The organism is Tateyamaria sp. syn59 (genome assembly GCF_007995245.1).
In the GTDB taxonomy this organism is placed as follows: Bacteria; Pseudomonadota; Alphaproteobacteria; order Rhodobacterales; family Rhodobacteraceae; genus Tateyamaria.
In genome coordinates, this window is record NZ_VCBA01000005.1 from 87,329 (window position 1) to 110,765 (window position 23,437).

Annotated in this window: 28 protein-coding genes; 15 read left to right on the top strand and 13 right to left on the bottom strand. The window is 62.3% G+C overall.

Translation table 11 applies throughout. The annotated features are described in order from the left end of the window. Positions 1–11 precede the first annotated feature (11 nt). On the bottom strand, positions 12–389 hold the full coding sequence (locus FD715_RS11010; protein WP_147109535.1) for a hypothetical protein: 378 nt from the start codon (positions 387–389) through the stop codon (positions 12–14). On the opposite strand from FD715_RS11010, the gene FD715_RS23045 reads away from it, so the two are divergent. From FD715_RS23045 to holA, 3 genes are all read left to right on the top strand, one after another. After that, positions 303–524: a hypothetical protein gene (locus FD715_RS23045; RefSeq protein ID WP_147110000.1), complete on the top strand. Its 222-nt coding sequence runs from the start codon at positions 303–305 to the stop codon at positions 522–524. The genes FD715_RS11010 and FD715_RS23045 overlap by 87 nt on opposite strands. A 365-nt stretch (positions 525–889) precedes the next feature. After that, entirely contained in the window at positions 890–1,564 is a 675-nt protein-coding gene (lptE, locus tag FD715_RS11020; protein WP_370455382.1) for an LPS assembly lipoprotein LptE, read from the top strand. Then, positions 1,561–2,562, top strand: a complete 1,002-nt coding sequence (gene holA, locus FD715_RS11025; protein WP_147109537.1) for a DNA polymerase III subunit delta — start codon at positions 1,561–1,563, stop codon at positions 2,560–2,562. The genes lptE and holA overlap by 4 nt, the downstream gene beginning before the upstream one ends. Positions 2,563–2,661: 99 nt before the next feature. Here the strand turns inward: holA and FD715_RS11030 are convergent, their stop codons facing one another. Next, complete coding sequence (locus FD715_RS11030; RefSeq protein WP_147109539.1) at positions 2,662–3,105, bottom strand: GFA family protein; 444 nt, start codon at positions 3,103–3,105, stop codon at positions 2,662–2,664. Between the two features lie 122 nt (positions 3,106–3,227). Here FD715_RS11030 and FD715_RS11035 point away from each other — a divergent pair, with 122 nt between their 5' ends. Further along, on the top strand, positions 3,228–3,818 hold the full coding sequence (locus tag FD715_RS11035; RefSeq protein WP_147109541.1) for a glutathione S-transferase family protein: 591 nt from the start codon (positions 3,228–3,230) through the stop codon (positions 3,816–3,818). On the opposite strand, the gene FD715_RS11040 is transcribed toward FD715_RS11035, so the two are convergent. Further along, positions 3,815–4,987 (bottom strand): TIGR03862 family flavoprotein, encoded by a 1,173-nt coding sequence (locus FD715_RS11040; RefSeq protein ID WP_147109543.1) that lies wholly within the window; start codon positions 4,985–4,987, stop codon positions 3,815–3,817. The genes FD715_RS11035 and FD715_RS11040 overlap by 4 nt on opposite strands. Next, positions 4,984–6,330: a mechanosensitive ion channel family protein gene (locus FD715_RS11045; protein WP_147109545.1), complete on the bottom strand. Its 1,347-nt coding sequence runs from the start codon at positions 6,328–6,330 to the stop codon at positions 4,984–4,986. The genes FD715_RS11040 and FD715_RS11045 overlap by 4 nt, the downstream gene beginning before the upstream one ends. A gap of 69 nt (positions 6,331–6,399) precedes the next feature. Between FD715_RS11045 and FD715_RS11050 the strand changes: the two genes are divergently transcribed. After that, on the top strand, positions 6,400–6,699 hold the full coding sequence (locus FD715_RS11050; RefSeq protein ID WP_189799468.1) for an HNH endonuclease: 300 nt from the start codon (positions 6,400–6,402) through the stop codon (positions 6,697–6,699). Here FD715_RS11050 and FD715_RS22515 read toward each other — a convergent pair. From FD715_RS22515 to FD715_RS11060, 3 genes are all read right to left on the bottom strand, one after another. Then, on the bottom strand, positions 6,696–6,869 hold the full coding sequence (locus FD715_RS22515; protein ID WP_189799469.1) for a hypothetical protein: 174 nt from the start codon (positions 6,867–6,869) through the stop codon (positions 6,696–6,698). The two genes, FD715_RS11050 and FD715_RS22515, sit on opposite strands and share 4 nt — an antisense overlap. Before the next feature lie 66 nt (positions 6,870–6,935). After that, positions 6,936–7,541 (bottom strand): enoyl-CoA hydratase/isomerase family protein, encoded by a 606-nt coding sequence (locus FD715_RS11055; protein ID WP_147109549.1) that lies wholly within the window; start codon positions 7,539–7,541, stop codon positions 6,936–6,938. Then, a complete protein-coding gene (locus FD715_RS11060; protein WP_147109551.1) occupies positions 7,538–8,290 on the bottom strand; it encodes an SDR family oxidoreductase in 753 nt (250 codons plus the stop codon). Before FD715_RS11060 ends, FD715_RS11055 begins: the two co-directional genes overlap by 4 nt. A 128-nt stretch (positions 8,291–8,418) precedes the next feature. Here FD715_RS11060 and FD715_RS11065 point away from each other — a divergent pair, with 128 nt between their 5' ends. The 6 genes from FD715_RS11065 to lpxK all read left to right on the top strand — a co-directional run bounded on the left by FD715_RS11065 (position 8,419) and on the right by lpxK (position 14,711). Continuing rightward, positions 8,419–9,954, top strand: a complete 1,536-nt coding sequence (locus FD715_RS11065) for a DUF2125 domain-containing protein (RefSeq protein ID WP_147109553.1) — start codon at positions 8,419–8,421, stop codon at positions 9,952–9,954. 89 nt (positions 9,955–10,043) lie between these two features. Then, positions 10,044–11,393, top strand: a complete 1,350-nt coding sequence (locus FD715_RS11070; RefSeq protein WP_147109555.1) for a TldD/PmbA family protein — start codon at positions 10,044–10,046, stop codon at positions 11,391–11,393. After that, positions 11,380–12,168: a 3'(2'),5'-bisphosphate nucleotidase CysQ gene (locus tag FD715_RS11075; RefSeq protein WP_147109557.1), complete on the top strand. Its 789-nt coding sequence runs from the start codon at positions 11,380–11,382 to the stop codon at positions 12,166–12,168. Before FD715_RS11070 ends, FD715_RS11075 begins: the two co-directional genes overlap by 14 nt. A gap of 74 nt (positions 12,169–12,242) precedes the next feature. Further along, positions 12,243–12,485 carry a DUF4170 domain-containing protein gene (locus FD715_RS11080; RefSeq protein ID WP_039685328.1) on the top strand — a complete coding sequence of 81 codons (243 nt, stop codon included), beginning with the start codon at positions 12,243–12,245 and terminating at the stop codon, positions 12,483–12,485. Positions 12,486–12,492: 7 nt separating this feature from the next. After that, positions 12,493–13,713 carry a 3-deoxy-D-manno-octulosonic acid transferase gene (locus FD715_RS11085; protein WP_147109559.1) on the top strand — a complete coding sequence of 407 codons (1,221 nt, stop codon included), beginning with the start codon at positions 12,493–12,495 and terminating at the stop codon, positions 13,711–13,713. Further along, the gene (gene lpxK / locus FD715_RS11090; protein WP_189799470.1) at positions 13,713–14,711 is read left to right on the top strand and encodes a tetraacyldisaccharide 4'-kinase; all 999 of its coding nucleotides are present in this window, start codon (positions 13,713–13,715) and stop codon (positions 14,709–14,711) included. Before FD715_RS11085 ends, lpxK begins: the two co-directional genes overlap by 1 nt. Before the next feature lie 60 nt (positions 14,712–14,771). On the opposite strand, the gene FD715_RS11095 is transcribed toward lpxK, so the two are convergent. Together FD715_RS11095 and FD715_RS11100 are read right to left on the bottom strand one after the other, a co-directional pair. Next, a complete protein-coding gene (locus FD715_RS11095; protein WP_147109563.1) occupies positions 14,772–15,470 on the bottom strand; it encodes a DsbA family protein in 699 nt (232 codons plus the stop codon). Beyond that, positions 15,467–15,988: a DUF721 domain-containing protein gene (locus FD715_RS11100; RefSeq protein ID WP_147109565.1), complete on the bottom strand. Its 522-nt coding sequence runs from the start codon at positions 15,986–15,988 to the stop codon at positions 15,467–15,469. Before FD715_RS11100 ends, FD715_RS11095 begins: the two co-directional genes overlap by 4 nt. Before the next feature lie 82 nt (positions 15,989–16,070). Here FD715_RS11100 and mutY point away from each other — a divergent pair, with 82 nt between their 5' ends. Both mutY and FD715_RS11110 read left to right on the top strand, forming a co-directional pair. Beyond that, entirely contained in the window at positions 16,071–17,114 is a 1,044-nt protein-coding gene (mutY, locus tag FD715_RS11105) for an A/G-specific adenine glycosylase (protein ID WP_147109567.1), read from the top strand. Positions 17,115–17,197: 83 nt separating this feature from the next. Further along, on the top strand, positions 17,198–18,334 hold the full coding sequence (locus tag FD715_RS11110) for an alkane 1-monooxygenase (protein WP_147109569.1): 1,137 nt from the start codon (positions 17,198–17,200) through the stop codon (positions 18,332–18,334). On the opposite strand, the gene FD715_RS11115 is transcribed toward FD715_RS11110, so the two are convergent. The 4 genes from FD715_RS11115 to FD715_RS11130 all read right to left on the bottom strand — a co-directional run bounded on the left by FD715_RS11115 (position 18,331) and on the right by FD715_RS11130 (position 22,250). After that, positions 18,331–19,683 (bottom strand): adenylate/guanylate cyclase domain-containing protein, encoded by a 1,353-nt coding sequence (locus FD715_RS11115; RefSeq protein ID WP_147109572.1) that lies wholly within the window; start codon positions 19,681–19,683, stop codon positions 18,331–18,333. The genes FD715_RS11110 and FD715_RS11115 overlap by 4 nt on opposite strands. A 138-nt stretch (positions 19,684–19,821) precedes the next feature. After that, positions 19,822–20,922, bottom strand: a complete 1,101-nt coding sequence (locus tag FD715_RS11120; protein WP_189799471.1) for a site-specific DNA-methyltransferase — start codon at positions 20,920–20,922, stop codon at positions 19,822–19,824. Between the two features lie 112 nt (positions 20,923–21,034). Further along, complete coding sequence (locus tag FD715_RS11125) at positions 21,035–21,625, bottom strand: ribonuclease HII (RefSeq protein WP_223274836.1); 591 nt, start codon at positions 21,623–21,625, stop codon at positions 21,035–21,037. A gap of 175 nt (positions 21,626–21,800) precedes the next feature. Continuing rightward, on the bottom strand, positions 21,801–22,250 hold the full coding sequence (locus FD715_RS11130; protein ID WP_147109578.1) for a hypothetical protein: 450 nt from the start codon (positions 22,248–22,250) through the stop codon (positions 21,801–21,803). Positions 22,251–22,426: 176 nt separating this feature from the next. On the opposite strand from FD715_RS11130, the gene FD715_RS11135 reads away from it, so the two are divergent. Together FD715_RS11135 and FD715_RS11140 are read left to right on the top strand one after the other, a co-directional pair. After that, positions 22,427–22,708, top strand: coding sequence for a hypothetical protein (locus FD715_RS11135; RefSeq protein WP_147109580.1), 282 nt, complete (start codon positions 22,427–22,429; stop codon positions 22,706–22,708). A gap of 1 nt (position 22,709) precedes the next feature. Continuing rightward, the gene (locus tag FD715_RS11140) at positions 22,710–23,384 is read left to right on the top strand and encodes a hypothetical protein (protein WP_147110003.1); all 675 of its coding nucleotides are present in this window, start codon (positions 22,710–22,712) and stop codon (positions 23,382–23,384) included. Positions 23,385–23,437 lie beyond the last annotated feature (53 nt).

Genomic DNA, 23,437 nt, shown 5'->3' on the forward strand with positions numbered 1-23,437 from the left:
ACGGCCAACTGCTATTCGGCCCGCTCTGATGCGATGCGTGCTAAGCGGCTGTTGCCGTGGTCCCGGACCATTCGGTGGCGAAGGTGCCAGAACCAGCTCGCCTTGACCGTGCCGCTCTTTTCGACAAATGCCGCCGGGGCAACACCATTGAAATAACGATAGAGAAGAAGGCGAATACGCGCCTCCGCATAAAGCACTCGGTATTTGCGGACCGCAAGCAACCTCGTGTGGATCGGTAACTTGGCGTTGACGTCCACAGCAGTGACGCCCTCTTTGGCAGTCCGGCACATGACCAGCGGGACATATATTTTGCGCACAGATACAAATTGCCCGTTCAAAATGCGTTCATGTACCGGGCAATGATGCCAAAGTCGGCGAATGAGATACATGTTTCAGCCATGACAGAATCGGATGTTTGTATCGACCATTTCCCCGGCATCGTGACCAAAACGTGCGAGGAAGGTATCAACACCACCTTCTTCTGTTTCGAACAGCATGACATCGGCAAATTGCAAACCCATTAAAACCTGCGGGATTGGGCCTTGAGCAGTCGGCGATATTTGCGCTGCATTGCGATGTCACCTTTCACATTCCGGGCGACCCACTCGACTAACACCCAACCGGGCGCAAGGTGCCTTGCCGTTATTGCGGCAAACTGCGAAGTGCTAGACGGACACGTTCGTCGATTGGTCTTGGCGCTTTGCGCACTTTGTGGACCCGCGGCCAGCGGGACCGACACTGACATCATCCCTTCGGCTTCAACTTGGGTTCATCGAGTATCATGCTTCCACGCCCACTCCACAGCGGTCCCAGGCAAGCCAAGACGCCCAAATGCGGGCAGTGATGACGCTGATTCATCAACGCCCCTTGGCGCATTGCGGATAAGACGATGCTGTTGTTCGATACAGTAATCCTGCCCATCCAGATCAACAGCAAACGGCGCGACGAAATGACCTTGGCAGCCGATCTGTCCAAAGCCGAGGTTGAAAAACAGTCGCTGGCAAACGAAGCTGTGCAAAAGGCGCGGGATAGCGATGCACCCAGGAAGGTGTTCGCACGTCCGGGCCGAATCGTTAACGTGGTGGTCTTACACAACATGCGCCTCCTTGCGGCCCTCGCACTCGCACTCGCCGTCGCCGCCTGCGGCTTTGAACCGGTCTATGGCCCCGGTGGCACGGGCACCAAGCTGCAAAACCGGGTGCTGGTCGACCCGCCACGCGACCGCGAAGGCTTCCTGCTGGTGCGTCAGCTTGAAGAGCGGTTGGGACGTGCGGGCGATCCAACATACAAGCTGGCCATTGACCTGTCTGTTGCCGAAGAAGCGAGGGCCATCGACCCCGATGGCGACATCCGCCGCTATCACATGATCGGGTCCGCCGCCTTTACGCTATCGGACGCTGACACGGGGGCTGTCATCATGACGGACCTTGTGGATAACTTCGTGGGTTATTCCGCGACGGGCACAACCGTAGCGACTCTGTCGGCCCAGCGCGATGCGACGGAGCGGCTGATGACAATCCTCGCGGACGAGATTGTGCTGCAATTACAGGTCTCTGATCTGTGAAACTGAACACCGGCCAGGCGGCAGCGTATTTTTCCAAACCGGACCTGGATGCGGCGGGGCTGTTGATATACGGTGCCGACGGGATGCGGATCGCCCTGAAACGACAGCAAGTCGTCGCCGCCCTGATCGGGCCGCAGGGCGAAGAGGAAATGCGCCTGACACGCATCGCTGCGGGTGATCTGCGCAAGGAACCCGCGCTGCTGCTGGACGCGGCCAAGGCCATCGGTTTTTTCCCCGGCCCGCGCGTGGTACTGGTCGAGGATGCCAACGAGAACAGTGGCCCGACCATCACCGACGCGCTGTCGGACTGGGCGCCGGGCGACGCGCAGATCGTGGTCACCGCTGGCGCGCTCAAACCCACGTCTAAGCTGCGCAAAGCGTTCGAGGCACACACCAAAGCCTATGCCGTGGGGATCTACGATAACCCGCCCACACGGGACGAGATCGAACGCGACCTCGCGGCCGCGGGCCTCCCAAACCCGCCCCAAGAGGCGATGCACTTGCTGATGGACCTGGCCAAGCAACTAGAGCCGGGGGATTTTCGCCAGACGCTGGAAAAGGTCGGGCTGTATAAGCTGAACGATCCCACACCGCTGAGCGCCGACGATATCACCGCCTGCGCACCCGCTTCGATCGAGGCGGAGGTGGACGACGTGCTGCTGGTCGTCGGTGATGGCAACGCTGCGGCCATCGGGCCGGTGATGCAACGCCTGCAGGCGCAAGGGGTCAACGCCGTGGCCCTCTGCATCGGCGCCATGCGCCACTTCCGCTCGCTTCACCGTGCGGCAAGCGACACGTCGGGCCGTCCCCAGATCTGGGGGCCGAACCGCGACAAGATGCTGGCGCAAGCACGCAACTGGGGTGCCCCCAAGCTGGAACTGGCGTTGACTGAACTGACCGACACGGACCTAAAGCTCCGGTCGGCGGGCCAAAATGCACCGGCCCTTGCCCTCGTTGAGCGTTGCTTCATCCGGCTCGCGATGCTCGCGCGCAGATAGGGTCCAACACTCTTCTTCTCTTTGAAAATACGGTGGGGAGTTTGAGGGGCAGCGCCCCGCATTCATAAAAATGAATCGCGTCGCGCAGCGGCCTTTGGATCACGCCTGCTCCGGGGGAGGGGCGGCGAACATCGCTTCCATCTCGGCTTGGGTCATGACGTGCCGTCCTTCACCCGCAAAGGCATAGCCATCCGGCTTGCGGTCGATATAAATCTCACCGGTCAGCTTAATGCCGGACGGGTCGTCGAAACTGCCCATGCCCACGTGCATTTGTCCGTTCAGCGGACCGGGAGCTGTGACCCGGTAGAACAGGGACGAGCCGCAGGTCATGCAAAACACCCGCTCGGCCCAAGGGGATGAGGTGTAGATGCCCAGGTTCTCTTCGCCCTCGATTATCATGCCACCCTTAGGCACTTCGATGCCCAGAAACACACCACCGGACCATTTGCGGCACATGCCGCAGTGACATGCCCCTGTTTCGGTGACCGGTTCTGTGACGGTGAATTTGACCGCGCCGCAGACGCAGGACCCTGTATGTGCCATTGAAATCTCCTTGGGGATGAACGTTGGGGATACTCTAGCTGGACGCTGCGACAATTTCTGACAGTAGGGTTGTGGCCCTGCCCCTGTCCTGCAATCGTGCGCATCAAAGGGAGGGTCTGTCCATGTATCGCGTCATCGGAACCGTCAAAAGCCGCGCTTTCCGTGTGCTGTGGATGCTGGAAGAGTTGGGCCAGAGTTACGAGTTAGTCGAGGCTGGCCCGCGTTCGGATGTAGCGCGCAAATTCAATCCGCTGGGCAAGATCCCGGCGCTGGTGGATGGCGATGCGGTGTTGACCGACAGTGTGGCCATCATGACATACCTCGCCGACAAGCATGGTGGTCTGACCGCCCCCGCTGGCACGCCGGAACGCGCTAGGCAGGATGCCATGACCCTGTGGCTGATCGACGAGATGGACGCGCTTTTGTGGACCGCCAGCAAGCACGCCTTTGTCCTGCCTGAAAAGCTGCGCGTGCCGGAGGTCGTGCCGACGTTGCACAAGGAGTTTGCGCGGAACGCAGACGCCCTGGCCGGGATGTTGCAGCAATCCGGTGACTTTCTGATGGGCGACGCGATCACGCTGCCCGATCTGTTGGCCGTGCATTGCCTTGGCTGGGCCTTTGGCGCGGAGTTCCCGCCGCTGCCCGAGCCGGTCAAGGCCTATAGCAAGCACTTGCGCGCGCGCCCGGCCTTTCGCGCGGCCGCCGCCGCTTAACCGTTCAGGTAGCGCACCACGCCCTGCCCCGCCCATCGCCCGGTGGCGAGGCAAGCGGTGAGTAGGTAGCCGCCCGTGGGCGCCTCCCAATCCAGCATTTCGCCTGCGCAGAAGACGCCGGGTCTCGCCCGCAGCATGAGTGCGTCGTCCAGCGCCGTGGCGGCTACACCGCCAGCGGTCGAGATCGCCTCGTCCATGGGGCGTAGGCCGTCATGCGCCACGCGCAGTTTCTTGAGCCGTCGCGCGATGCGCAGGGCGTCGTCGGGCCAGGGGCGGCCCCATTCCTGTGCCAGCGCGATTTTCAGAGGGGTGAGTTTCAGCGTCTTGCGCAGATGGTTCGCAAAGCTCGCCTTGCCCCGTGGGCGGGCGAGCCGGTCTGCGACCTCGTCGACGCTGAGGTCGGGCAAGAGGTCGATATAGAGGTCATGCCCCTCGCGCACGCCGCGCGAGACGGAATAGATGCCGCCGCCCTCAAGCCCGCGTTTGGAGGCGACCGCTTCGCCGCGTGATCGGTGTGGGCCTGCGCGCCAGGCGACGCCCTTGATCGGGTGGCCCATGTGTTTGTCCATGTGCGGGGACCACGGCATGGAGATGGCGGCGTTGGAGGCGGCGAAGGGGGCGGTGTCGAGGCCGATCCAGTGTGTCCACGCGCCGTCGGAGCCGAGCCTTGCCCAGCTTGCGCCGCCGCAGGCGAGGAGTACTGCGTCTGCTTCGATGGATGCGGAAGTGCCATCGGGGTCAGTGATGCGTGGCGAACCATCGTCCCAGCCGGTCCAGCGGTGGCGGGTGCGGATTGTGACGCCCAATGCGTCCAGCCGGGCGAGCCATGCGCGCAGGAGGGGGGAGGCTTTCATGGCCTTTGGAAAGACGCGGCCGGTGGAGCCTGTGAAAATCTCTTGGCCCAAGCCTTCGGCCCAAGCCACGATTGCGTCGGCGTCCCAGGCGTTCAGGGCGGGGGCGAGCCAGGGGGCGGCTTCGGTGTAGAGGGGCAGCATCGCCTTCACGTCCTCGGCCTTGGTCAGGTTCAGGCCCGACTTGCCCGCCATCAGGAACTTGCGGGCGACCGTCGGCTTCGCCTCGTAGATCGTGACCGACAGACCGGCCTCGGCCATCACCTCTGCCGCCGCCAAACCGGCGGGGCCGCCGCCGATGACGGCGACGCGGGTCACTCGGACACAGTCCGCAACTCGCCCTTCATCTCGACCACGCGGTGCGGATAGGGGATTTCGATGTCGTGCTCTTTCAGCGCGTTCCAGATCGCGAAGAGGACGTGGCTCTTGTACTTGTTCTTGCCGTCGTCGATGCCGTTCACCCAGTATTCGACGGCAAAGTCGATGCCGCTGTCGCCGAAACCGACAAGCTCGCAATCCGGCCCCTCTGGAACGGCGAGGACAAAATCCAGTTTGGACACCGCCGCGTTGATGATGTCCGGCACGGCGTTGATGTCCGTGTTGTAGCTGACAGAAAACGGCGCCTCATAGCGGTTGGCGGAGCCGCTGTCGGAGTAGTTGACGACGCGGGTGGTGATGAAATCCTCGTTCGGGACAACGATCCAGCGGCCATCGTAGGTTTCGAGGATCGCGGCGCGGGCGGTCATCTTGACGATTGTGCCCGCCTCGCCCCCGTCCAACTCGACATAGTCGCCGACGGTCGCCTGCCCTTCGACCAGAAGTATCACGCCAGAAATGAAGTTCGACGCGATCTTTTGCAGGCCGAATCCGAGGCCGACGCCGATGGCACCGCCCAGCACGGCAAGCGCCGACAGGTTGATGCCCATGATGTTCATCAGCACAAGGAACGCGACGCCGAAGATCAGGAACTCCACCGACTTCGCCACCAGTTGGCGGAGGGAGGGGCGCATTTCCTCCTGCTTCTGGATGAAGGTGGTGGATTGGCTGTTGGACCACTGGCCAAGCCAGAAGATCACGCCGCCCACGGCGACGAATTGCAGAAGCCACAACAGGTTGAAGGACAGGTTGCCGAGCGGCACAACCGTCTCTTCGAGCCGGGTCGCGACCGGTCCTAGCAGGTTCAGCGCATAAAGCGCGGCAATGGGCACAAGCACGTAGCGGCCCAGCAACTTGAGGAACGGATCGGAGATGATGTCGCGCACCAGCGCGCGCACGGCAAGGAACAGGAAGACCCGCTTGCCAAAGGCGATCACCGCGCCGCTGTCAAAAATCGAACGCACGACGCCCTCGCCGATGCCGGTCAGGACATAGGCCATCAGCGGCAACAGCAGCGGCAGGAATTGCGCCACAAAGCGGCGCGATTTGGCGACGACGGTGTCGCTGTCGCCGGGATCAAGCAGGCGCGCCAGCATCGGGCGCAGGCGCCGCGTGATGACAACAGCAGCGAGGTAGGCGACGATCAGCAGCGCGAATTGCGACCACGCCGCCGGGCTGAGCAGCCATGTCAGCGCCAGATCCCACCCTTGCAGCGCATAGCCTGCGATGGTCTGCACAATCTCGGGCTGGCTTTCGAGATCAAACTCCCAAAGATTAGACTCCACGGGCGCACCTCTTGCCTCGTCCTCACACCGCGCCAATTGTCACGTACGTCCCCGCCAGTGCAAGGAAACATGGCCTTGTCAGACCCGATCTGCCCCTTATGTGGCCGTCCCATCCCACCTGATGTGCCGCAAAGCCTGCATCACCTGATCCCGAAGCTGAAAGGGGGTAAGGGCGGGCCGGTCGTGCTGCTGCACCATATCTGCCACCGGGAAATCCACGCGACGCTGACCGAGGCGGAGCTGGCCCGCGACTTCAATACGACAGAGGCGCTGCGGGTGCATCCGCGGCTGGCGAAGTTTTATAAATGGGTGGCAAAACGACCGCCCGGCTTTGCATCGAAAGTGCCGGGCGCGCGGCGCAAGCGCTAGCGTTTGCGGGATGACGGGTCCTTGACCTGCTTTTCCTCGATCCGCGCGCTGACTTTGGTGAGCACGTCTGTGACCAGGAGTTGCACACGATCCGACGTCGTAAGCACCCGCTCGGTCTTGGCGGGGCGGAGATCGCGTTTAGCGCGCTCTATCCGGTTGTCACGGGCCATTGGGCCAACCCTACATTATGTAATGTAAAGTTGACAACTGTTGCATTGAAATACTTTACATCTGACCTAACAGAGCGCCTTGATCGCGCGCGCCGTTTCGGGTGTGGCAGCTGCGATGTCGGTGCACAGCGCGCGCGCCCGTTCGGTCACATCGCCACCTTCCACCAGTTCATCGACAAGGCCGAAGGACAGCGCCTGATCCGCCGTGATCTTTTGTCCGGCGAGAAAGATCATCTTGGTCCGTGCGGGGCCGATCAGGGCGGCCATGCGCACCGGATCGCTGGGCTGCGGCAGGTAGCCGAGTTTCATGACCGGGTAGAAGAACTTGGCCGACGGAACCGCGAGGCGCAGATCGCAGGCAAGCACCATGCCAGTGGCCCCACCCGCGACGGTGCCGTTCAGCGCGGCGATGGTCAGGCCGGGCAGGTCGGCAATGGCGCCTGACAGCTTTTCCCATAGTGGCGAGGTGGCAAGGCCCGCGCGCGCGGCATCGAGGTCGGCGCCAGCGCTGAAGACCTTACCCGTGCCGGTCAGGATCAGGGCCGCTGCGTCTTGAGCATCCCGCACTGCGTCGCGCAGGTCGGTCAGCATTTGTTCGGTCAGCGCGCCTGCCTTGTCGGGGCGGTTGATGGTCAGCGTCCAGATCGGGCCTGTACGGTCGACGTCGATCATGTCAGGCCCACCCGTGTGCGGATGTCGGGGTCGCGTAGGGAAATCTCCTGCCCGATCCAATCGTCGGCGCCGGGGGAGCACATCCAAAGGAGCGCCTTGGCTGGCCAGTCCGCCGGGATGTGCTCGGACCAGTCCAGTTGGCTGACGGGGTTGATGCCGCTTGCCTTGATCTCGCGCTGCATTTGGGTCGCGACGGTGCCGGGCGCCAGCCCCATGGCGCGGATGCCTGCGGGGCCGTTTTCCTTGTCCACGCAGCGGGTGAGCATGGCGGCCCCCGCCTTGGATGCGCAGTAGTGCGACCATGCCTCGACCGGACCGTGTGCGGCACCCGAACTGATGGTCAGGATGGTCCCTGCGCCCGCCTTGAGCATCACGGGCAAGGCCGCGCGCATGCCGTAAAAGACGCCCTTGAGGTTGATGTCGATGACATGGCCCCAATCGTCCGGGTCTGCGGTGGCAAGGTGCGAGATGGGTTCGATGGCGCCTGCATTGCCGATCAGCACGTCGAGGCTGCCGAACTTGGCAGCAGTCTGATTAACCGCATCGCTCATAGCCGAAAAGTCACTGACGTCGCAGGGCAGCGCGATGGCCTGAGACCCGATTTCATCTGCAAGTGAACTGATGGCATCCGCCCCGCGCGCAACAAGAGCCACGTTGGCGCCCGCTTGGGCAAAAACGCGGGCCGTATCGGCCCCAATGCCCCGGCTGGCCCCGGTAATCAGAACCGTTTTTCCGCTCATATCGTGCATTACACCCTCCGCCGTGTCGTGTTGGTCTTGTGGTACGGTGATGCGCCGCATAGGTCCACCCTGTGGCCTTGACGCATTCCGCGCCGTCCCGGACGATATGGCCAACTGATCATTCTAAGGATTCCATCATGTTTCGTATTTCGCATCTTGTTTCCAGCACCGCAGTGGCATTGTGCCTGCCTGCGTCAGCCGCTCTGGCCGACCTGACGGCGGACCAGGTCTGGTCTGACCTGCAATCCTACATGGAAAGCTCGGGCTACACCGTCACCGCGTCCGAGGCCGCCCGGTCCGGGGCGGTCGATATCTCAGACATGACGCTGAGCATGGAGATGGACGAAGACGCCGGTGGAGGCGCCTTCAAGGTTGAGCTTGAAAGCATCAACTTTGTCGAACAGGGCGACGGCACCGTCGCAATCGAGCTGCCCGACCTCACGAAAATGAACATGACGTTCCAGCCCGAAACGGGTGAGAACGTGACCGTCGCCATCGACTTTACCCAGACCGCCCAGACCATGGTGGCGGCGGGTGATCCGGGCGATCTGACTTATACCTATGCGGCCGATGCTGCGGCCATGGCCCTGCAAAGCGTGACCATCGACGGTGTGTCCGTGGGCCCCGAGATCGCGAAGGTCGATATCCGCATGACGGACCTCGCGCAGACGGTGCAAACCTCGGTCGCGGAGTTGCGCAAGATGACGCAAGACATGACCGTGGCGAAAGTTGACTACGACATGGCCTTCAATGAGCCGGGCGGCGATGACACGTTCAAGCTGAAGGGCACGATGAACGGACTGACGCTGACCGGCACGGGTGACCTGCCCCTGAACACGGACGTTCAGGACATGAACGCCATGTTGAATGACGGGTTCAAAGCAGTTGCCGCATTCACCACGACAGGCGGCAATTACGACCTGTCCTTCAGCAGCGAAACCGACGGCAGCGGCACGGCCAATGCCACATCAACGGGCGCCGCGTTTGACGTATCTTTTGGGCCCGAGGGACTGCTTTACGATATCGCGCAGACCGGTGTTGAGATGAACATGCTGCTCACCGAATTGCCTTTGCCCCTGTCTTTTTCCGCTGCCGAGATCGGCACGCGGTTCCTGATGCCCCTGCAAAAGTCCAATGAAGAGCAGGATTTCGGCGTTGCCGTCACGTTGAATGAGTTTTCGATGTCGGAAATGATCTGGAGCCTGTTTGACCCGACCTCGCAATTGCCGCGCGATCCGGCGACGCTGCAAGTTGACCTGAGCGGCAAGGCCAAGGTGCTGTTCGACTTCCTTGACCCGACCCAGGCGGCAGTACTGGAAGAGGCAGACACAGTGCCCGGTGAACTCAACGCCCTGACGATCAACAAGATCGAACTGGACGCGGTGGGCGCCAAGCTGACAGGCGCGGGCGACTTCGTGTTCGACAACAACGACCTGCAAACATTTGACGGGATGCCCCGGCCCGAAGGCGCGGTGGATCTGACGCTGGTGGGCGGCAACGGGCTGCTCGACAAGCTGGTTGAAATGGGTCTGCTGCCCGAGGATCAGGCAATGGGTGCTCGCATGATGATGGGCCTGTTCGCCGTTCCGGGAGAGGGTGAAGACACCCTGAACTCCAAGATCGAAGTGAACGATCAGGGCCACGTTCTGGCCAACGGTCAGCGCATCCGCTGATGTCGTGACAACGGGGCGGCGCAGGTCGCCGCCCTTGCACACCACCCCCTGCCCCGCTACCTGATGGCGCATCCAAGCGGAGCAGACCCATGACCCCATCCGACCTGTCACACCTGACCGAACAGCTGCTTGCCGCTGCTAGGTCCGCAGGCGCGGACGCCGCCGACACCATCGCGGTGCAGGGCACATCGGTCTCGGTTGATGTGCGTGCTGGCGCGCTGGAACAGGCGGAACGGTCGGAATCCATCGACATCGGCCTGCGCGTATTTGTCGGTCAGAAGCAGGCAAACGTCTCGGCCTCTGACATCAGCGACCGGACCATTGAGGAAATGGCGATGCGCGCCGTGGCCATGGCGGGCGAAGCACCCGAAGACCCCAATGCGGGTCTTGCCGACCCTGATCAGCTGACGAATGGCTGGGACATCGACACGCTTGAACTGAACGACCCGACACCGGAACCCGCCGCTGACGTCTTGCAGGCAGATGCGCTGGCGGCCGAAGCGGCGGCGATGGCGGTCAAGGGCGTGAGCCAGGTCCAGCAAGCCTCGGCCGGGTATGGGGCCCGCGACGTCTGGCTTGGGGCGAGCAACGGCTTTTCCGGCGGCTACCGCCGCACCGACCGCGCGCTGAGCTGCGTCGCCATTGCAGGCACCGGCAAAGGGATGGAGCGGGACTACAGCGGGGACAGCCGCATTTTCCAATCCGACCTGCGCAGCGCCGAAGAGATCGGGACCGAGGCGGGCCATCGCACCGTCGAACGGCTGGACACGCGCAAACCGCCCACCGGCGCTTTCCCGGTGCTGTTTGACGAGCGTATTTCATCGACCCTGATCGGGCACCTGTTGGCAGCCGCCAACGGGTCGAGCGTGGCGCGCGGATCCTCTTGGCTGCGCGAGAAGTTGGGGCAGCAGGTGCTGCCCGATGGCCTGAACCTGGTCGAAGACCCGCACCGCCCGCGCACCTCGGGCTCACGCCCCTTTGATGCCGAGGGCCTCGCCACCAAGCGCCGTGTGATTGTCGAGGATGGCGTGTTGACGGGCTGGACGTTGGATCTGGCCACGGCGCGCAAATTGGGCATGTCCTCTACCGGCAACGCGGCGCGTGGCACATCCGCCCCGCCCAGCCCATCGAACTGGAACGTCACGCTGGATGCGGGGACTGCCACGCGCGATGACTTGATCCGCGACATGGGCACCGGGCTGCTGGTGACGTCGATGATCGGGTCGACCATCAACCCGAACACCGGCGACTATTCCCGTGGGGCCGCAGGCATGTGGGTCGAGAATGGCGAGATCACCTATCCCGTCAACGAATGCACCATCGCTGGCAATCTGATCGACATGCTGCGCGCAATCGTGCCCGCCAATGATGCGCGCGCGCATCTGAGCCGTGTGGTGCCGTCGCTGTTGGTTTCCGGAATGACCCTTGCCGGCAACTGATCTGCCCTTGCTGATTGATGCGGCCCGTGTTGCGGGCCGTGTGGCGACCAGCTTTGCTGGCCCCACCGCCGCGCGCTGGGACAAGCCCGGCGATGCGGGGCCCGTGACCGAGGCCGATCTGGCCGTGAACGAGGTGCTGGAACGGACCCTGCGTCTGGCCCGGCCCGACTATGGCTGGCTGTCCGAAGAGACCGAGGATGACGCCGCCCGGCTGAGCGCCGATACCGTGTTCATCATCGACCCGATCGACGGCACCCGCAGCTTTGTCGAAGGCGGGCGGACCTGGGCCATTTCCATCGGTGTGGCGCATCAGGGCATCGTGACGGCGGCGGCGATCTACCTGCCACTGCGCGACAAGCTTTATGCCGCGGGCACGGGCCTGGGCGCGACGCTGAACGGCGCGACGCTGCTGGCAACCCAGGGCGCGATGACGCCGGGCAGCAAGGTGCTGGCCGCGCGCCCGACATTCGACAGCAAGCATTGGCGCGACACCGCGCCATCGGTCGAACGGCACTACCGCCCCTCGCTGGCGTACCGGTTGTCGCTGGTGGGCGAGGGCAAGTTCGACGGCATGCTGACCCTGCGCCCCACATGGGAGTGGGACATTGCCGCCGGATCCCTGATCGTGGCCGAAGCGGGCGGTACCATTACGGACCGCACGGGCGCGCCGCTACGCTTTAACAATGCGCATCCGGCCCTGAACGGTGTGGTGGCGGGTGGGCCCGGTCTGCACCGTGCGCTTGTGGGGGAATTGGGCTCGGATCAAGGCACCTGATCGCCTTGACCCCAGGGGGCATATGCGCAAACTGCCGAGAGGCATGCCCAAGCCCACTATCGAAGGAAAATACGATGACACAGCGCCTGCACCTCGTCTTTGGCGGCGAACTGGTCGACCCGTCGAAAAACGTGTTCAAGGATGTGAACGACCTGCATATCGTTGGGATATTCCCCAACTATCAGGCCGCCTACGACGCCTGGAAATCCGAAGCGCAGCGCACCGTAGACAACGCCCATATGCGCTACTACATCGCGCACCTGCACCGTCTGAGGGACGAGGAAAACGCGGCCGCGACGACCGAAGAGCTGGGCTGACCTACACGTGCGCGGCTCGCTGGGGCTTACGGCTTATCGCACGCTGTCGGGGCGGCGCAAACCGCCCGACTTTGCACCGGCCCGGGACCGGCCTGAGGGCGAGCTTGTGTGGATCCACGCTGCAGAGCCCGGCAACAACCGCGCCCTGAACGACCTGGCCCACCGGCTTGTCTTTATGCGCCCTGGCTGCCACGTGATGCTGACCGCTGCCCATGATGATTTTGGCGACCGAGGGGTCGATGAAGTCTGGCAGGACCTGACACCGCCCGACCACCCCGATGTCACAGACGCCTTTGTTGCACATTGGGCGCCAGACGTGCTGATCTGGACATGGGGCGATCTTCTGCCCAACCTGATCCTGTCCACTGCGGAAAGCGGCGCGCACATGATGCTTGTCGATGCCGATGTCGACGGGTTCGACGGGCGCCGCGACCGGTGGTTGCCCGAGGTCCCGCGCGCCCTGCTTGCACAATTCAACCACGTCACAGCGCGAAATCAGCACACCCATTCCAAGCTGGCCCAGATGGGCCGCCCCGTCGGCGCCATGGAACTGGCCGAGCCCCTGCACCCTTTTGGCAAGATGCTGACCGTCATCGACAGTGATCTTGCTGACCTGACCGCCGCGCTTGCCGGGCGGCCCTCATGGTTGTCGGCGCGCACCTCGCCAAAGGAGTGCGGAACAATCCTGGCGGCGCACAAGCTGGCGCTGAAGTCTTCGCACCGGCTGCTGCTGATCTTGCACTTTTCCGACCCGGACGAAGCGCTTCAGGCCGAAGAGGCCGCGCGCGCGCAGTCGCTGCTGGTCGCCAACTGGAGCGATGGCGCCTTTCCAGAAGACAACACCCAGGTGCTCATTGCCGACGACGATGCAGAGCTGGGCCTGTGGTTGCGCGTGGCGACAGTGACATTCCTGGGTGGCTCTATGCAAGCCGGAGTAGACATCTGTGATCCTTATTCAGTCGCCGCGCACGGGTCGGCCATCGTATATGGCCCGAATGTCGGCGAGCATGTTGATGCGTTCACCCGCCTCATGAATGCCGGTGCAGCACGGATCGTGAACGACACGCCGTCGCTTGGCCGCGCGATCAGCCAGATGATCGCGCCCGATCACGCGGCCCATATGGCCACGGCGGGCTGGGACGTGGTCACGCGCGGGGCCGACAGCCTTGACCGGATCATCTCACTGACCCAGACCCGCCTCGATTCCCGCAGATCGGAGAAGCGGTGATGCGTGCACCGGGCTTCTGGTCACGGCCCAAACCCGACTGGCGCGCCCGCCTCCTGTCCCCGCTGGGTGCCCTTTATGCCAAAGGCACGGCCCGGCGCCTGGCGCGTGGCACGCCTCAAAAGATGCCAGTGCCGGTCATTTGCGTCGGCAACATCAACGCGGGCGGAACGGGAAAAACCCCGACTGTCATCGCCGTGGCTGAGCGACTCCGTGATGCCTTCCATGCACCGCACATCGTCAGCCGAGGCTATGGCGGCACCGAGACGGGGCCGCTTGAGGTCAACCCGACCAGCCACAGTGCCGCCCGCGTCGGCGACGAACCCCTGCTGCTGAGCGCCTTTGCAAGAATGTGGGTCGCGCGCGACCGGGCCGCCGGTGCAAGGGCGGCGATTGAAGCCGGAGCGACGGCAATCATTCTGGACGATGGGTTTCAGAACCCAAGCCTGGCCTATGATCTGTCCATCGTCGTGGTGGATGCGGAAACAGGGTTCGGGAACGGCTTGTGCCTGCCCGCCGGTCCCTTGCGCGAACCGGCCGCCGTGGGTCTTGCCCGTGCCGATCTGTTGCTGAGCATTGGTGATGACGCCGCGCAGGCACGGTTCAATGATACGCCACTGCCAAACAGGTTGACCCACCTGCGCGCACGGCTTGAGCCGCTACAGACCGGGATGCCCTGGGCCGGAATGAACGTCATTGCCTTCGCCGGGATCGGACGGCCTGAGAAGTTCTTCGACACGTTGCGAGGGCTTGGTGTGAACCTGATGCGGACCGAAGCTTTGGGTGATCATGAAAAGCTAAGCACCGCCTTCCTGACCCGGCTGGAACGTGACGCGCGCGCCATGGGTGCTCAGCTTGTCACCACGGAAAAGGACGCCGCGCGGCTGCCTGCCGCGTTCAGGTCAAAGGTGACCACGCTGCCCGTGCGGCTGCAGTTTGAGGACGCGACAGCGCTCGACACGGCGCTTGCCGCATTGCCTGACACCAAGCAAGCGACCTGACACCCGAAAACAAAAACGCCCGACCAATGGCCGGGCGTTGCATGCTGTATCGGACGTGGCTTAGCTGCCAGCCGCTTCGTCGATCAGACCCGCCATCTCGGAATAGGCCATGTTGTTGTACGTGGTCCCGTTGATGACAAAGCTGGGGGTCGAGTTGATCCCGTCCTCTGCTGCGTTCTGCTGATACCACGCGACCAGCGTGCGCAGGTTGTCAGCATCGGTCAGGCATCCCTCAAGCATATCGCCGTCCAGCCCGGCCAAACGACCGATCTTGCGCAACTCGTCCGCGATCTGGGCCGGGTCGCCTCCGCCTGCACGCGCCCATTCAGCCTGACCGGCATAGAGCATTTCGGTGATGCCAAAGAATGTCTCAGGCGTACCGGCACAGCGGGCAATGGCCGAGGCCCAGAGACCGAAACGGTCAAAGTAAACCTCGCGGTAGATGAAGTTGATCTTGCCCGTGTCGATGTAATCGGCCTTGAGCTGCTTGTACGGACCCGTGTGGAAGGTCGCGCAATGCGGGCAGGTGTAGCTGGCATATTCGATGACAGTCACGGGGGCATCGGGATTGCCCAGCTGCATTTCGACCACGGTCGAGGTGTCGATATCGCTTGAGGCTTCCTGCGCATTGGCCGCGCCCAGTAACCGTTCGGCTTGCGCCTGTTCCTGGGCGGACGGGCCGCTCGATTGCATCGAGCTATACAGGAAATAGCCACCGACGCCGACGATCACGGCGATAAGGGCAACGATACGGTTCATGTGCGTGTTCCTTGTTTTTGTTTTGTCAGGATATGCGCGCCCAGTTTCTCGAGGGCATCGCGCAATGTGTCGTCCTGGACCGGCGCCACCATCTGGCTGGACGCAGCGGTCATTTCAGGAGCCGGGGCTTTGGGCTCGTCTTCCTTGCGGCGGTGTTCAAAGGCAACCTGGCCATCCTCGAACCCGGTCGCGGCGGTCTGTGTGATGCGAATGCGCGCGATGGCGTTGTAGCCGTAGACAGCATTGACCCGCTCGCGCAGCTGATCCTTCTGCATCTCAAGCATGGGCGCCTGCGCACCGGTTGTCAGCAGGGTCAGCGTCGCACCCATGCCACCCCGGCCATAGCTGACCTCGACCGGCCGGGCGATGGCGGCCACGTCGGCGCCCGCAACCTCGGCCCAGTCCGTCAGCAGACGACTTTGCGCGAACCCACGGCTTTCGCTGGCCTTCCGAATCCGCCCGGTCAGCAGCGATGCTGTCCGCTTGAACCCTTTTGTACTGGCACGGCGCGCGACCATGGCTATGTTCCCTCTCACTCGGGCGTGATCATAGCGGATGAAAGCGTGATCACCAGACATCTCAAGTGGGAAAGCATAAATCTTGCGTGACCTCAGCCGTGAGCTTCTGGACTGGTACGACATACATGCGCGCGCGATGCCGTGGCGTGTGGGGCCCGCGGACAAGCTGGCGGGGGTGCGTCCGGACCCCTATGCCGTGTGGATGTCCGAGATCATGTTGCAGCAGACAACAGTCGCGGCGGTCACCGAATACTTCAAACGGTTCATTGCGCGTTGGCCCACCGTTGCTGATCTGGCAGCGGCGGAAGATGCCGAGGTCATGGGCGAATGGGCGGGCCTTGGCTATTACGCCCGCGCCCGCAACCTGTTGAAATGCGCCCGCGCGGTGGTGGCCGACCATGGCGGTGCGTTCCCGGCGGATCATGCAGCTTTGCTGAAGCTGCCGGGCATCGGGCCCTATACGGCGGCGGCCATCGCCTCGATCGCGTTTGATTTGCGCCATGTGGTGGTGGACGGGAATGTCGAGCGGGTCATGGCCCGCATGTTCGATGAACACACGCCCTTGCCTGCGGCGAAGCCCATCCTGACCGAACATGCTGACCGGCTGACGCCCAGCGCGCGGCCTGGCGATCATGCACAAGCGGTCATGGATCTGGGTGCCACGATCTGCACACCGAAATCCCCTGCATGCGGCATTTGCCCATGGCGCGACCCATGCAAGGCGCGGGCTGAGGGGACAGCGCCTGAGTTGCCCAAGAAGACCCCCAAGAAAGCCAAACCGATCCGTCACGGCACCGTCTACCTCGCCCAGCGCAGTGATGGCGCGTGGCTGGTGGAGACACGGCCCGACAAGGGCCTGCTCGGCGGCATGATGGGCTGGCCCGGCAGCGATTGGGTGGATGTGTCAGAGCCGCGCCCCGTCGCCGTGCCCATGATTGCGGAATGGACAAAATTGAACGGAGAAGTGCGGCACACGTTTACGCATTTCCACCTCATTCTCGACGTTATGGTCGCGCAGGTTGCGGGCACTGAACCGGATCGAGGATACTTTCTGCCCCGAGACCAATTCCGCCCATCGGACCTGCCCACGGTGATGCGCAAAGCCTTCGATCTGGCGCAGTCGTGACCAACGCGGCGTAGCGTCACGCTTGGCAGGTCCACGCACCTGTGCCTAGACTTTGGCGCGCGCAACCAAAGGATCGCATACGCATGACCTTGCCCCCGGAAACCGTCGCCAAAGTGCAGAACGCCCTGCCTTTTGCCATGTCTTTCCTTCTGATACCATTGGCGATCATCACCGCGATCTACGGTGGCTGGACCGTGGTCCTTTTGCCGGTTGTCACGTGGTACATGTTCTCGATCCTCGACCTCGCCGTCGGGTTGAACACGGACAATGCGGACCTGGAGGCCACAGAGGATGATCTCTTCTGGTACCGCGCCATCACCACCGCCTGGGTGCCTGCGCAATTCCTGCTGCTCTTCGGCATGATCGCCTATGTTGCGCCCGCCGATCACCTGAACACCTTGGAAAAGCTGGCGATCTTCTTCGGCGTCGGCGTGATCACCGGCACCGTGGGGATCAACTACAGCCACGAACTCATGCACCAGAAAAACAAGCTGGAGCGCTGGCTGGCTGATGCTCTGCTTGCCATGGTGCTCTATTCCCACTTCCGGTCCGAACACCTGCTGGTGCACCACCGCTATGTCGCCACCCCGCGCGACCCAGTCACGGCGCGCATGGGCGAAAGCTTTTACCGCTTCTATCCGCGCGTGCTGAAACAGTGCTTCCTGTCCGCCTGGAACGCGGAAAAGGCGATGCTGGCGCGCAAGAACCTGCCCGCGACGGACAGCTCAAACCCGTTCTGGAAATACGCCTACCTGCAACTGATCTGCTTTCTGCTGGCCTTTGCCCTTGGCGGCTGGGCAGGCGTCGGCCTGTTCCTCCTGCAAGCGGGCGTTGCGATCTGGCAGCTCGAATTAGTGAACTACATTGAACATTACGGGCTGACCCGGAAACATCTGGGCGACGGCAAGTACGAACACGTCCAGCCGCGCCATTCCTGGAACGCGGCGCACAAGGCATCAAACTGGCTGCTGATCAACCTGCAACGGCACTCCGACCACCACTACAAACCCGACCGGCGTTTTCCCGTCCTGCAAAACTACACCGAGGCGGACGCCCCCCAACTGCCCTATGGCTACCCGGTGATGACCATCGCCGCGATGATGCCCAAGGTCTGGAAACGGGTGATGAACCCGCGCGTGCAGAAGTGGCGGGACATGTACTATCCCGAGATCACGGACTGGACAGCCTACAACAAAGCCGCCAACCCGCTTCCGCGCTAGTCCAGCACCCAAACAGCCAACGGTTCGGCCACACCGCGTACCACCTGATCCGGGGCGCGGCGGAAGCCCTCCGGTGAACCTGCTGCGGCCATGGTCGCATCACTGACAAGCGCACGCACACCCACGGTGCGGGTCATAGCCTCAAGCCGGTTGGCGACATTGACCGTGTCGCCAAGCACCGCGAATTCCAACCGGTTTGCACCGATGTCACCCAGAACGACAGGGCCGAAATGCAAACCAAAACGAGCGTCGATCTCGGGCAGCCCATCGGCCCTCCGGTCCGCGTTCAAGGCGTCCATCCGGTCCGCCATGCTAAGCACGCAGGCCACGGCGCGCGCTGCATCATCCTCCAGCGGCAAGGGCGTGCCAAAGGTCGCCATCAGCCCGTCGCCCAGATACTTGTCGAGCGTGCCGCCATGGGCAAACACCTCGCTCTCCATCCGGGCATGAAAGGCGCGCAAGGTCTGGATCACCTCTTGCGGAGGACGCCCATCGGCATAAGCGGTAAAGCCTGCAATATCGACAAACAGCACGGCGGCATCGTGGCTGCGGATCTGGCCCAGCGGCTCGTCCTTGGTCGACAATTCCTCGACCATCGACGGCGAGAAGTAACGCGCCAGATTTGTTCGCTCGCGCGCCATCTCAGCACTGTCGAGGACAAGCATCTGATAGCGGCGCACGGCCACAGCCAGGATCAGGGCCACGACCAGAAACACCACAACCTGCTGAAACCGCAAATCCCAATTGACGTCATTGGGATCAAACACCTTGGCCAGATCGGGATAGTTCGGGAACATCGCATTGGCGGCTTCGGTCAATTCCGGATACGTCCGACCAAACCACCACACGCACGACGTCCCCGTCAGCCACATCGCCATGGTCCAATTGCCTATGGCAATGATCGTACGCCAGGAATAGGTCAGCACGCCCGCTGCAAGGATGATAAAGAAGTACTGAAAAACCTCGAAACTGTAGATCAACGCCGTGGGCATCGGCGCATCCTGCAAAGGATTTGGCACGAGCAGGGCCGTGGTCATCAGCAAAAGATCCGCAAACAGCAGTGCCAACTCGGCCCGCGACTGCCCGACACGGCCCACGCGGCGCTGCGCAAGACCCACCAAAACCAGGCAAAACAGCAGAAACAGATACCAGATCACATCCCAATTCGGGTTCAAAAACACCAGCATGACCGCTGTCACCGACAGCGCGCCGATACGGGCCTTTACTGCCAGGTCCATCCCCTCGCGCTTGTTGCGAGCCAGCGCCTCTTGCGCGTGCCGATGTGCGGGAATGACCTCGTCCCGATCTCTGCGTCGCGAGACCGGCAACGCGCTGCTTGCATCCACCATGCTCTTTGCCCTTTTGGCTTCTCCCTCCCAATGTAAACACTCTTAACAAAAAAGCCCCGCCAAAAAGGCGGGGCATAGGTGCAGTGCCACTTATGGGCCTTGGGTAAGGCCGCAGGCACCTGGCGGTGTCTCGTGAAATCAGTCGTGCATTTCCGAACGGATTTGCTGGCGCAGAACGTCGATAGGCACTGTCTGCCCGTCGCGCTTGAAGCACCAATAGGTCCAGCCGTTGCAACTGGGTGCGCCTTCCAGATGGGCGCCGACCTGATGGATCGATCCCTTGATATCGTCACCGATCAGCGTGCCATCGGCGCGGACCTTGGCCTTGTGACGGCGGTTCATCGAATACAGCTCTTCTCCCGGGCGCAGCATCCCACGCTCGACCAATTGGCCGAAGGGTACACGCGGTTGCGCCCGTTTGGAGGCGGAAACGGTCAACGCTTCCTTGTCGAACTTGCGGACCTTGGCGATGCGCTTCTCGGCCACCTTGCGATAGGCTTCCTCGCGCTCGATCCCGATAAACTCACGGCCCAGCATCTTGGCCACAGCGCCCGTTGTGCCGGTGCCAAAGAACGGATCCAGAACCACATCGCCGGGGTTGGTCGATCCGACCAGCACACGGTGCAACAGACTCTCGGGCTTTTGCGTCGGGTGCGCCTTGTCACCCGCCTCGTCCTTCAGCCGCTCGTGGCCGGTGCAGATTGGCAAAACCCAATCGCTGCGCATCTGGATACCTTCGTTCAGCGCCTTCAGCGCTTCGTAGTTAAAGGTGTACTTCGAACTTTCCGACTTGCCCGCCCAGATCATCGTCTCATGGGCGTTGGTAAACCGCTTGCCCCGAAAGTTGGGCATCGGGTTCGACTTGCGCCACACCACGTCGTTCAGGATCCAGTATCCCTCATTCTGCAGGGCCGACCCCACGCGGAAAATGTTGTGATAGCTGCCAATGACCCAGATCGCGCCATTAGGCTTCAACAGCCGACGCGCGGCCTTCAGCCAGGCCGTGGTGAATTCATCATAAGCAAGGAAGGAGTTAAACTGATCCCAGTGGTCATCAACCGCGTCAACCTTGGAATTGTCAGGGCGATGCAGTTCGCCCTTCAATTGCAGGTTATAGGGCGGATCGGCAAAGATCAGATCAACGCTGCCCGCGGGCAGGCTGTTCATAATATCAATGCAGTCTCCCGCAAGGATTTGGTTCAAGGGAAGCGCCTCGGCGCCCTTTACATGTTTCGTCATCGTCTGCCTCTGTCCCCGGCGCATTTTGCGCTCGTTGGTTGCAGGTAAGATGAGTCATACCCGATTCGTGGTCAATTTATATTTTGAATCAACAACTTAAGAAAATCTCTTGTCACAACATCTTGTGGACGGGTTTGAAGGTTCGTCTATGGTGTGGGGTCACCCCAAGATTTTCCAACGCCAACCTGTGGCTTTTTGACGGATATCCCATGTTCGTCTCCCAGCCATATCCGGGATGCTGTTGCGCCAAATCCACCATGATCCGATCGCGACATATTTTGGCCACAATTGAGGCCGCCGCGATGCTCAACGACCGCGCATCGCCGCGCACAACAGGGGTTGCAGGCAGGGTCAGATCACGCGGCAACATCGTCCCATCAATCAACGCATGATCGGGACGCATGCGCAGCCCATCGAGCGCACGGATCATCGCCAGATGCGAGGCACGCAAAATGTTCAGTTCCTCGATCTCACGCACCGATGCATGGGCAACGGACACATCCGCAGTCTCAAGGATCGCGCCCCACACCGCCTCGCGCTTGCGGGCGGTCAATTTCTTCGAATCGTCCAGTCCCTCGGGAATGGCGTCCGGGTCCAACACAACCGCCGCCGCCGTCACCGGCCCCGCGAGCGGCCCGCGCCCCACTTCATCAACGCCAGCCACACGGCCCCCAATCCGCGCTTCGATCTCAAAGTCAGGCACAAACCGTCCTCTTCCCTGTTTCCAAAAAATCCCCGCCGGAGGCACAAAACGCACTTTCCAGCGGAAAGTGCAAACATCACGTGTCGCCGCCCCGGCGACGCAATGAAAAAGGGGCGGTGCCCGAACACCACCCCTGCCAAGGTGGGCCGCGCAACCGCGGCCCATCCGCCCGCTCTTACCGACGGGCCAACTGGTATCCATGACGATCCAAGCAGCGCGCACCGTATCCACGACGCCAGCCACGATCCGTGTAGAACTCGCGATGGCACGCCGCTGGCAGGCTGTGAACATACTTGTAGTTGTTGTGCAGACACCGCTGGCCAAAGACGCGCCGGTGTCCACGATCCGTGTTGAAGCTGCGCAGGCACTGCTGCGGCAAAAGCTTGCGGTTCACCCGCTTGGGCAGCGGCTTGGGATGCACGGGCGTGTGCACCGTATGGCGCTTTTTCTTGTCCTTGTTCCGGTCGTGAATGACAGCGCCGACAATCGCCAACCCCAACAGCGCGGCGAGGGCCGCACCAACCTCATCATCCCCCGCACGGGCCGGGGCAGCAGAGAAACCGGTGATGGCAATGGCAGCAGCAGCAACTGCGCCGATGAACTGGCGGTGAATACGAAGTGTCATGAGGCGTCCTTTCCAGAGGGTACAGATACGAGGCAGACCAGGCGTATGCCGGTGCTGTCCTCAACCTCGGGTACGCCCAGCAAGACAGGCAATAACGCCCCCCTGTTATCGAATAACGCGGGCCCCACGCCCCTGTCGTTATTGAATATCCCGCCCACCCGGCGCAGGTTGGGACCATGAAACAGATCGCCGTCTCCCTCCTCCTGTCGCTGGCGCTTGCCGGGACCGCACATGCCCAGTGCTACGCGGACTATAAGGCCAAACAGGACAACCCCCTGCGCCTGCACTATGGTGTCGCGCAGGTGTCCGGCGCCTGCTCGGCAGGCAATGCAACCGCACAACTCCGATCACGGCTTGCGGCGCAAGGCTGGACTTTGCTGCAGGTTCAGTCCGTGTTTGGTCCCGAAGGCCTCGATCAAAGGAAAGACAGTGCAGGACAATTCTACCTCCGCTTCTGAAATGCGGCGCACCGGCGGGCGGCTCGTGATCCTCGGGATCGCAGGCATCGTGCTGCTCCTGATCCTGGCCGCCGCCCTCCTCTTTTTCACCCTCCCCGATGCAGGCGCTTTTGATGCCCGCGTCGAGCGGATGTTCATCGAGAACGCCGACCTCACCAGCCAGGCCGAGATCAAGCTTCTGGAAATCCTCGCCCAATCCGGCACCGCCTTTGCCGACACGCTGGCGAGCTATCGCTTGGTGATCTTCGTCCTGCTGGTCTTCGCGACGGGCATGATGATCGCCGCCCTCGTCTTTCTCGTCCTACTCGTGGGCTTCAACCGCCGCATGGCGCAGATCGAACGGGCAGGCATACAGGTGAACTCCCTGCTCATCAGCCGCGAGGAAAACACGGTCTACCTCAACAACCTCGGCTTCAAACTCACCGACGCCGCCATGGAAACCATGTCCATCCTGGCCGAAGCGCGCATGGACGACGACGTTCTGTCCGGCTCCGAAATCGAAGGGATGATCTCCGGCCGCTCCGCCGCCGACTGCGAAGAGGCCGCAGGCGCCACCCGCATCAAACGCCTGCGCGACACGCTCGGCAACCAGATCGTCAGCGAGCTTTTAGTCAAAAACATCGCCAGACGCGGCTACATGCTGGCCGTGGAAAAGGATGTCATCAAAGTCCTCTGACCGCATCTTCTTCTGACTGAAAATACGACCGCCGGAGGCAAAACTCATCTGCT

What these genes read in the sequence shown, in the direction of transcription:
- FD715_RS11115 (WP_147109572.1), bottom strand. Translation starts at nt 19,683, where the DNA reads ATGGTGGATGCAAGCAGCGCGTTGCCGGTCTCGCGACGCAGAGATCGG.
- FD715_RS22515 (WP_189799469.1), bottom strand. Translation starts at nt 6,869, where the DNA reads ATGGCCCGTGACAACCGGATAGAGCGCGCTAAACGCGATCTCCGCCCC.
- FD715_RS11030 (WP_147109539.1), bottom strand. Translation starts at nt 3,105, where the DNA reads ATGGCACATACAGGGTCCTGCGTCTGCGGCGCGGTCAAATTCACCGTC.
- FD715_RS11100 (WP_147109565.1), bottom strand. Translation starts at nt 15,988, where the DNA reads ATGGTCGCGCGCCGTGCCAGTACAAAAGGGTTCAAGCGGACAGCATCG.
- FD715_RS11010 (WP_147109535.1), bottom strand. Translation starts at nt 389, where the DNA reads ATGTATCTCATTCGCCGACTTTGGCATCATTGCCCGGTACATGAACGC.
- lpxK (WP_189799470.1), top strand. Translation starts at nt 13,713, where the DNA reads ATGCGTGCACCGGGCTTCTGGTCACGGCCCAAACCCGACTGGCGCGCC.
- FD715_RS11140 (WP_147110003.1), top strand. Translation starts at nt 22,710, where the DNA reads ATGCGGCGCACCGGCGGGCGGCTCGTGATCCTCGGGATCGCAGGCATC.
- FD715_RS11065 (WP_147109553.1), top strand. Translation starts at nt 8,419, where the DNA reads ATGTTTCGTATTTCGCATCTTGTTTCCAGCACCGCAGTGGCATTGTGC.
- FD715_RS11135 (WP_147109580.1), top strand. Translation starts at nt 22,427, where the DNA reads ATGAAACAGATCGCCGTCTCCCTCCTCCTGTCGCTGGCGCTTGCCGGG.
- FD715_RS11050 (WP_189799468.1), top strand. Translation starts at nt 6,400, where the DNA reads ATGGCCTTGTCAGACCCGATCTGCCCCTTATGTGGCCGTCCCATCCCA.
- FD715_RS11095 (WP_147109563.1), bottom strand. Translation starts at nt 15,470, where the DNA reads ATGAACCGTATCGTTGCCCTTATCGCCGTGATCGTCGGCGTCGGTGGC.
- FD715_RS11120 (WP_189799471.1), bottom strand. Translation starts at nt 20,922, where the DNA reads ATGACGAAACATGTAAAGGGCGCCGAGGCGCTTCCCTTGAACCAAATC.
- FD715_RS11070 (WP_147109555.1), top strand. Translation starts at nt 10,044, where the DNA reads ATGACCCCATCCGACCTGTCACACCTGACCGAACAGCTGCTTGCCGCT.
- FD715_RS11080 (WP_039685328.1), top strand. Translation starts at nt 12,243, where the DNA reads ATGACACAGCGCCTGCACCTCGTCTTTGGCGGCGAACTGGTCGACCCG.
- lptE (WP_370455382.1), top strand. Translation starts at nt 890, where the DNA reads ATGCTGTTGTTCGATACAGTAATCCTGCCCATCCAGATCAACAGCAAA.
- FD715_RS11035 (WP_147109541.1), top strand. Translation starts at nt 3,228, where the DNA reads ATGTATCGCGTCATCGGAACCGTCAAAAGCCGCGCTTTCCGTGTGCTG.
- FD715_RS11130 (WP_147109578.1), bottom strand. Translation starts at nt 22,250, where the DNA reads ATGACACTTCGTATTCACCGCCAGTTCATCGGCGCAGTTGCTGCTGCT.
- FD715_RS11110 (WP_147109569.1), top strand. Translation starts at nt 17,198, where the DNA reads ATGACCTTGCCCCCGGAAACCGTCGCCAAAGTGCAGAACGCCCTGCCT.
- FD715_RS11060 (WP_147109551.1), bottom strand. Translation starts at nt 8,290, where the DNA reads ATGCACGATATGAGCGGAAAAACGGTTCTGATTACCGGGGCCAGCCGG.
- FD715_RS11055 (WP_147109549.1), bottom strand. Translation starts at nt 7,541, where the DNA reads ATGATCGACGTCGACCGTACAGGCCCGATCTGGACGCTGACCATCAAC.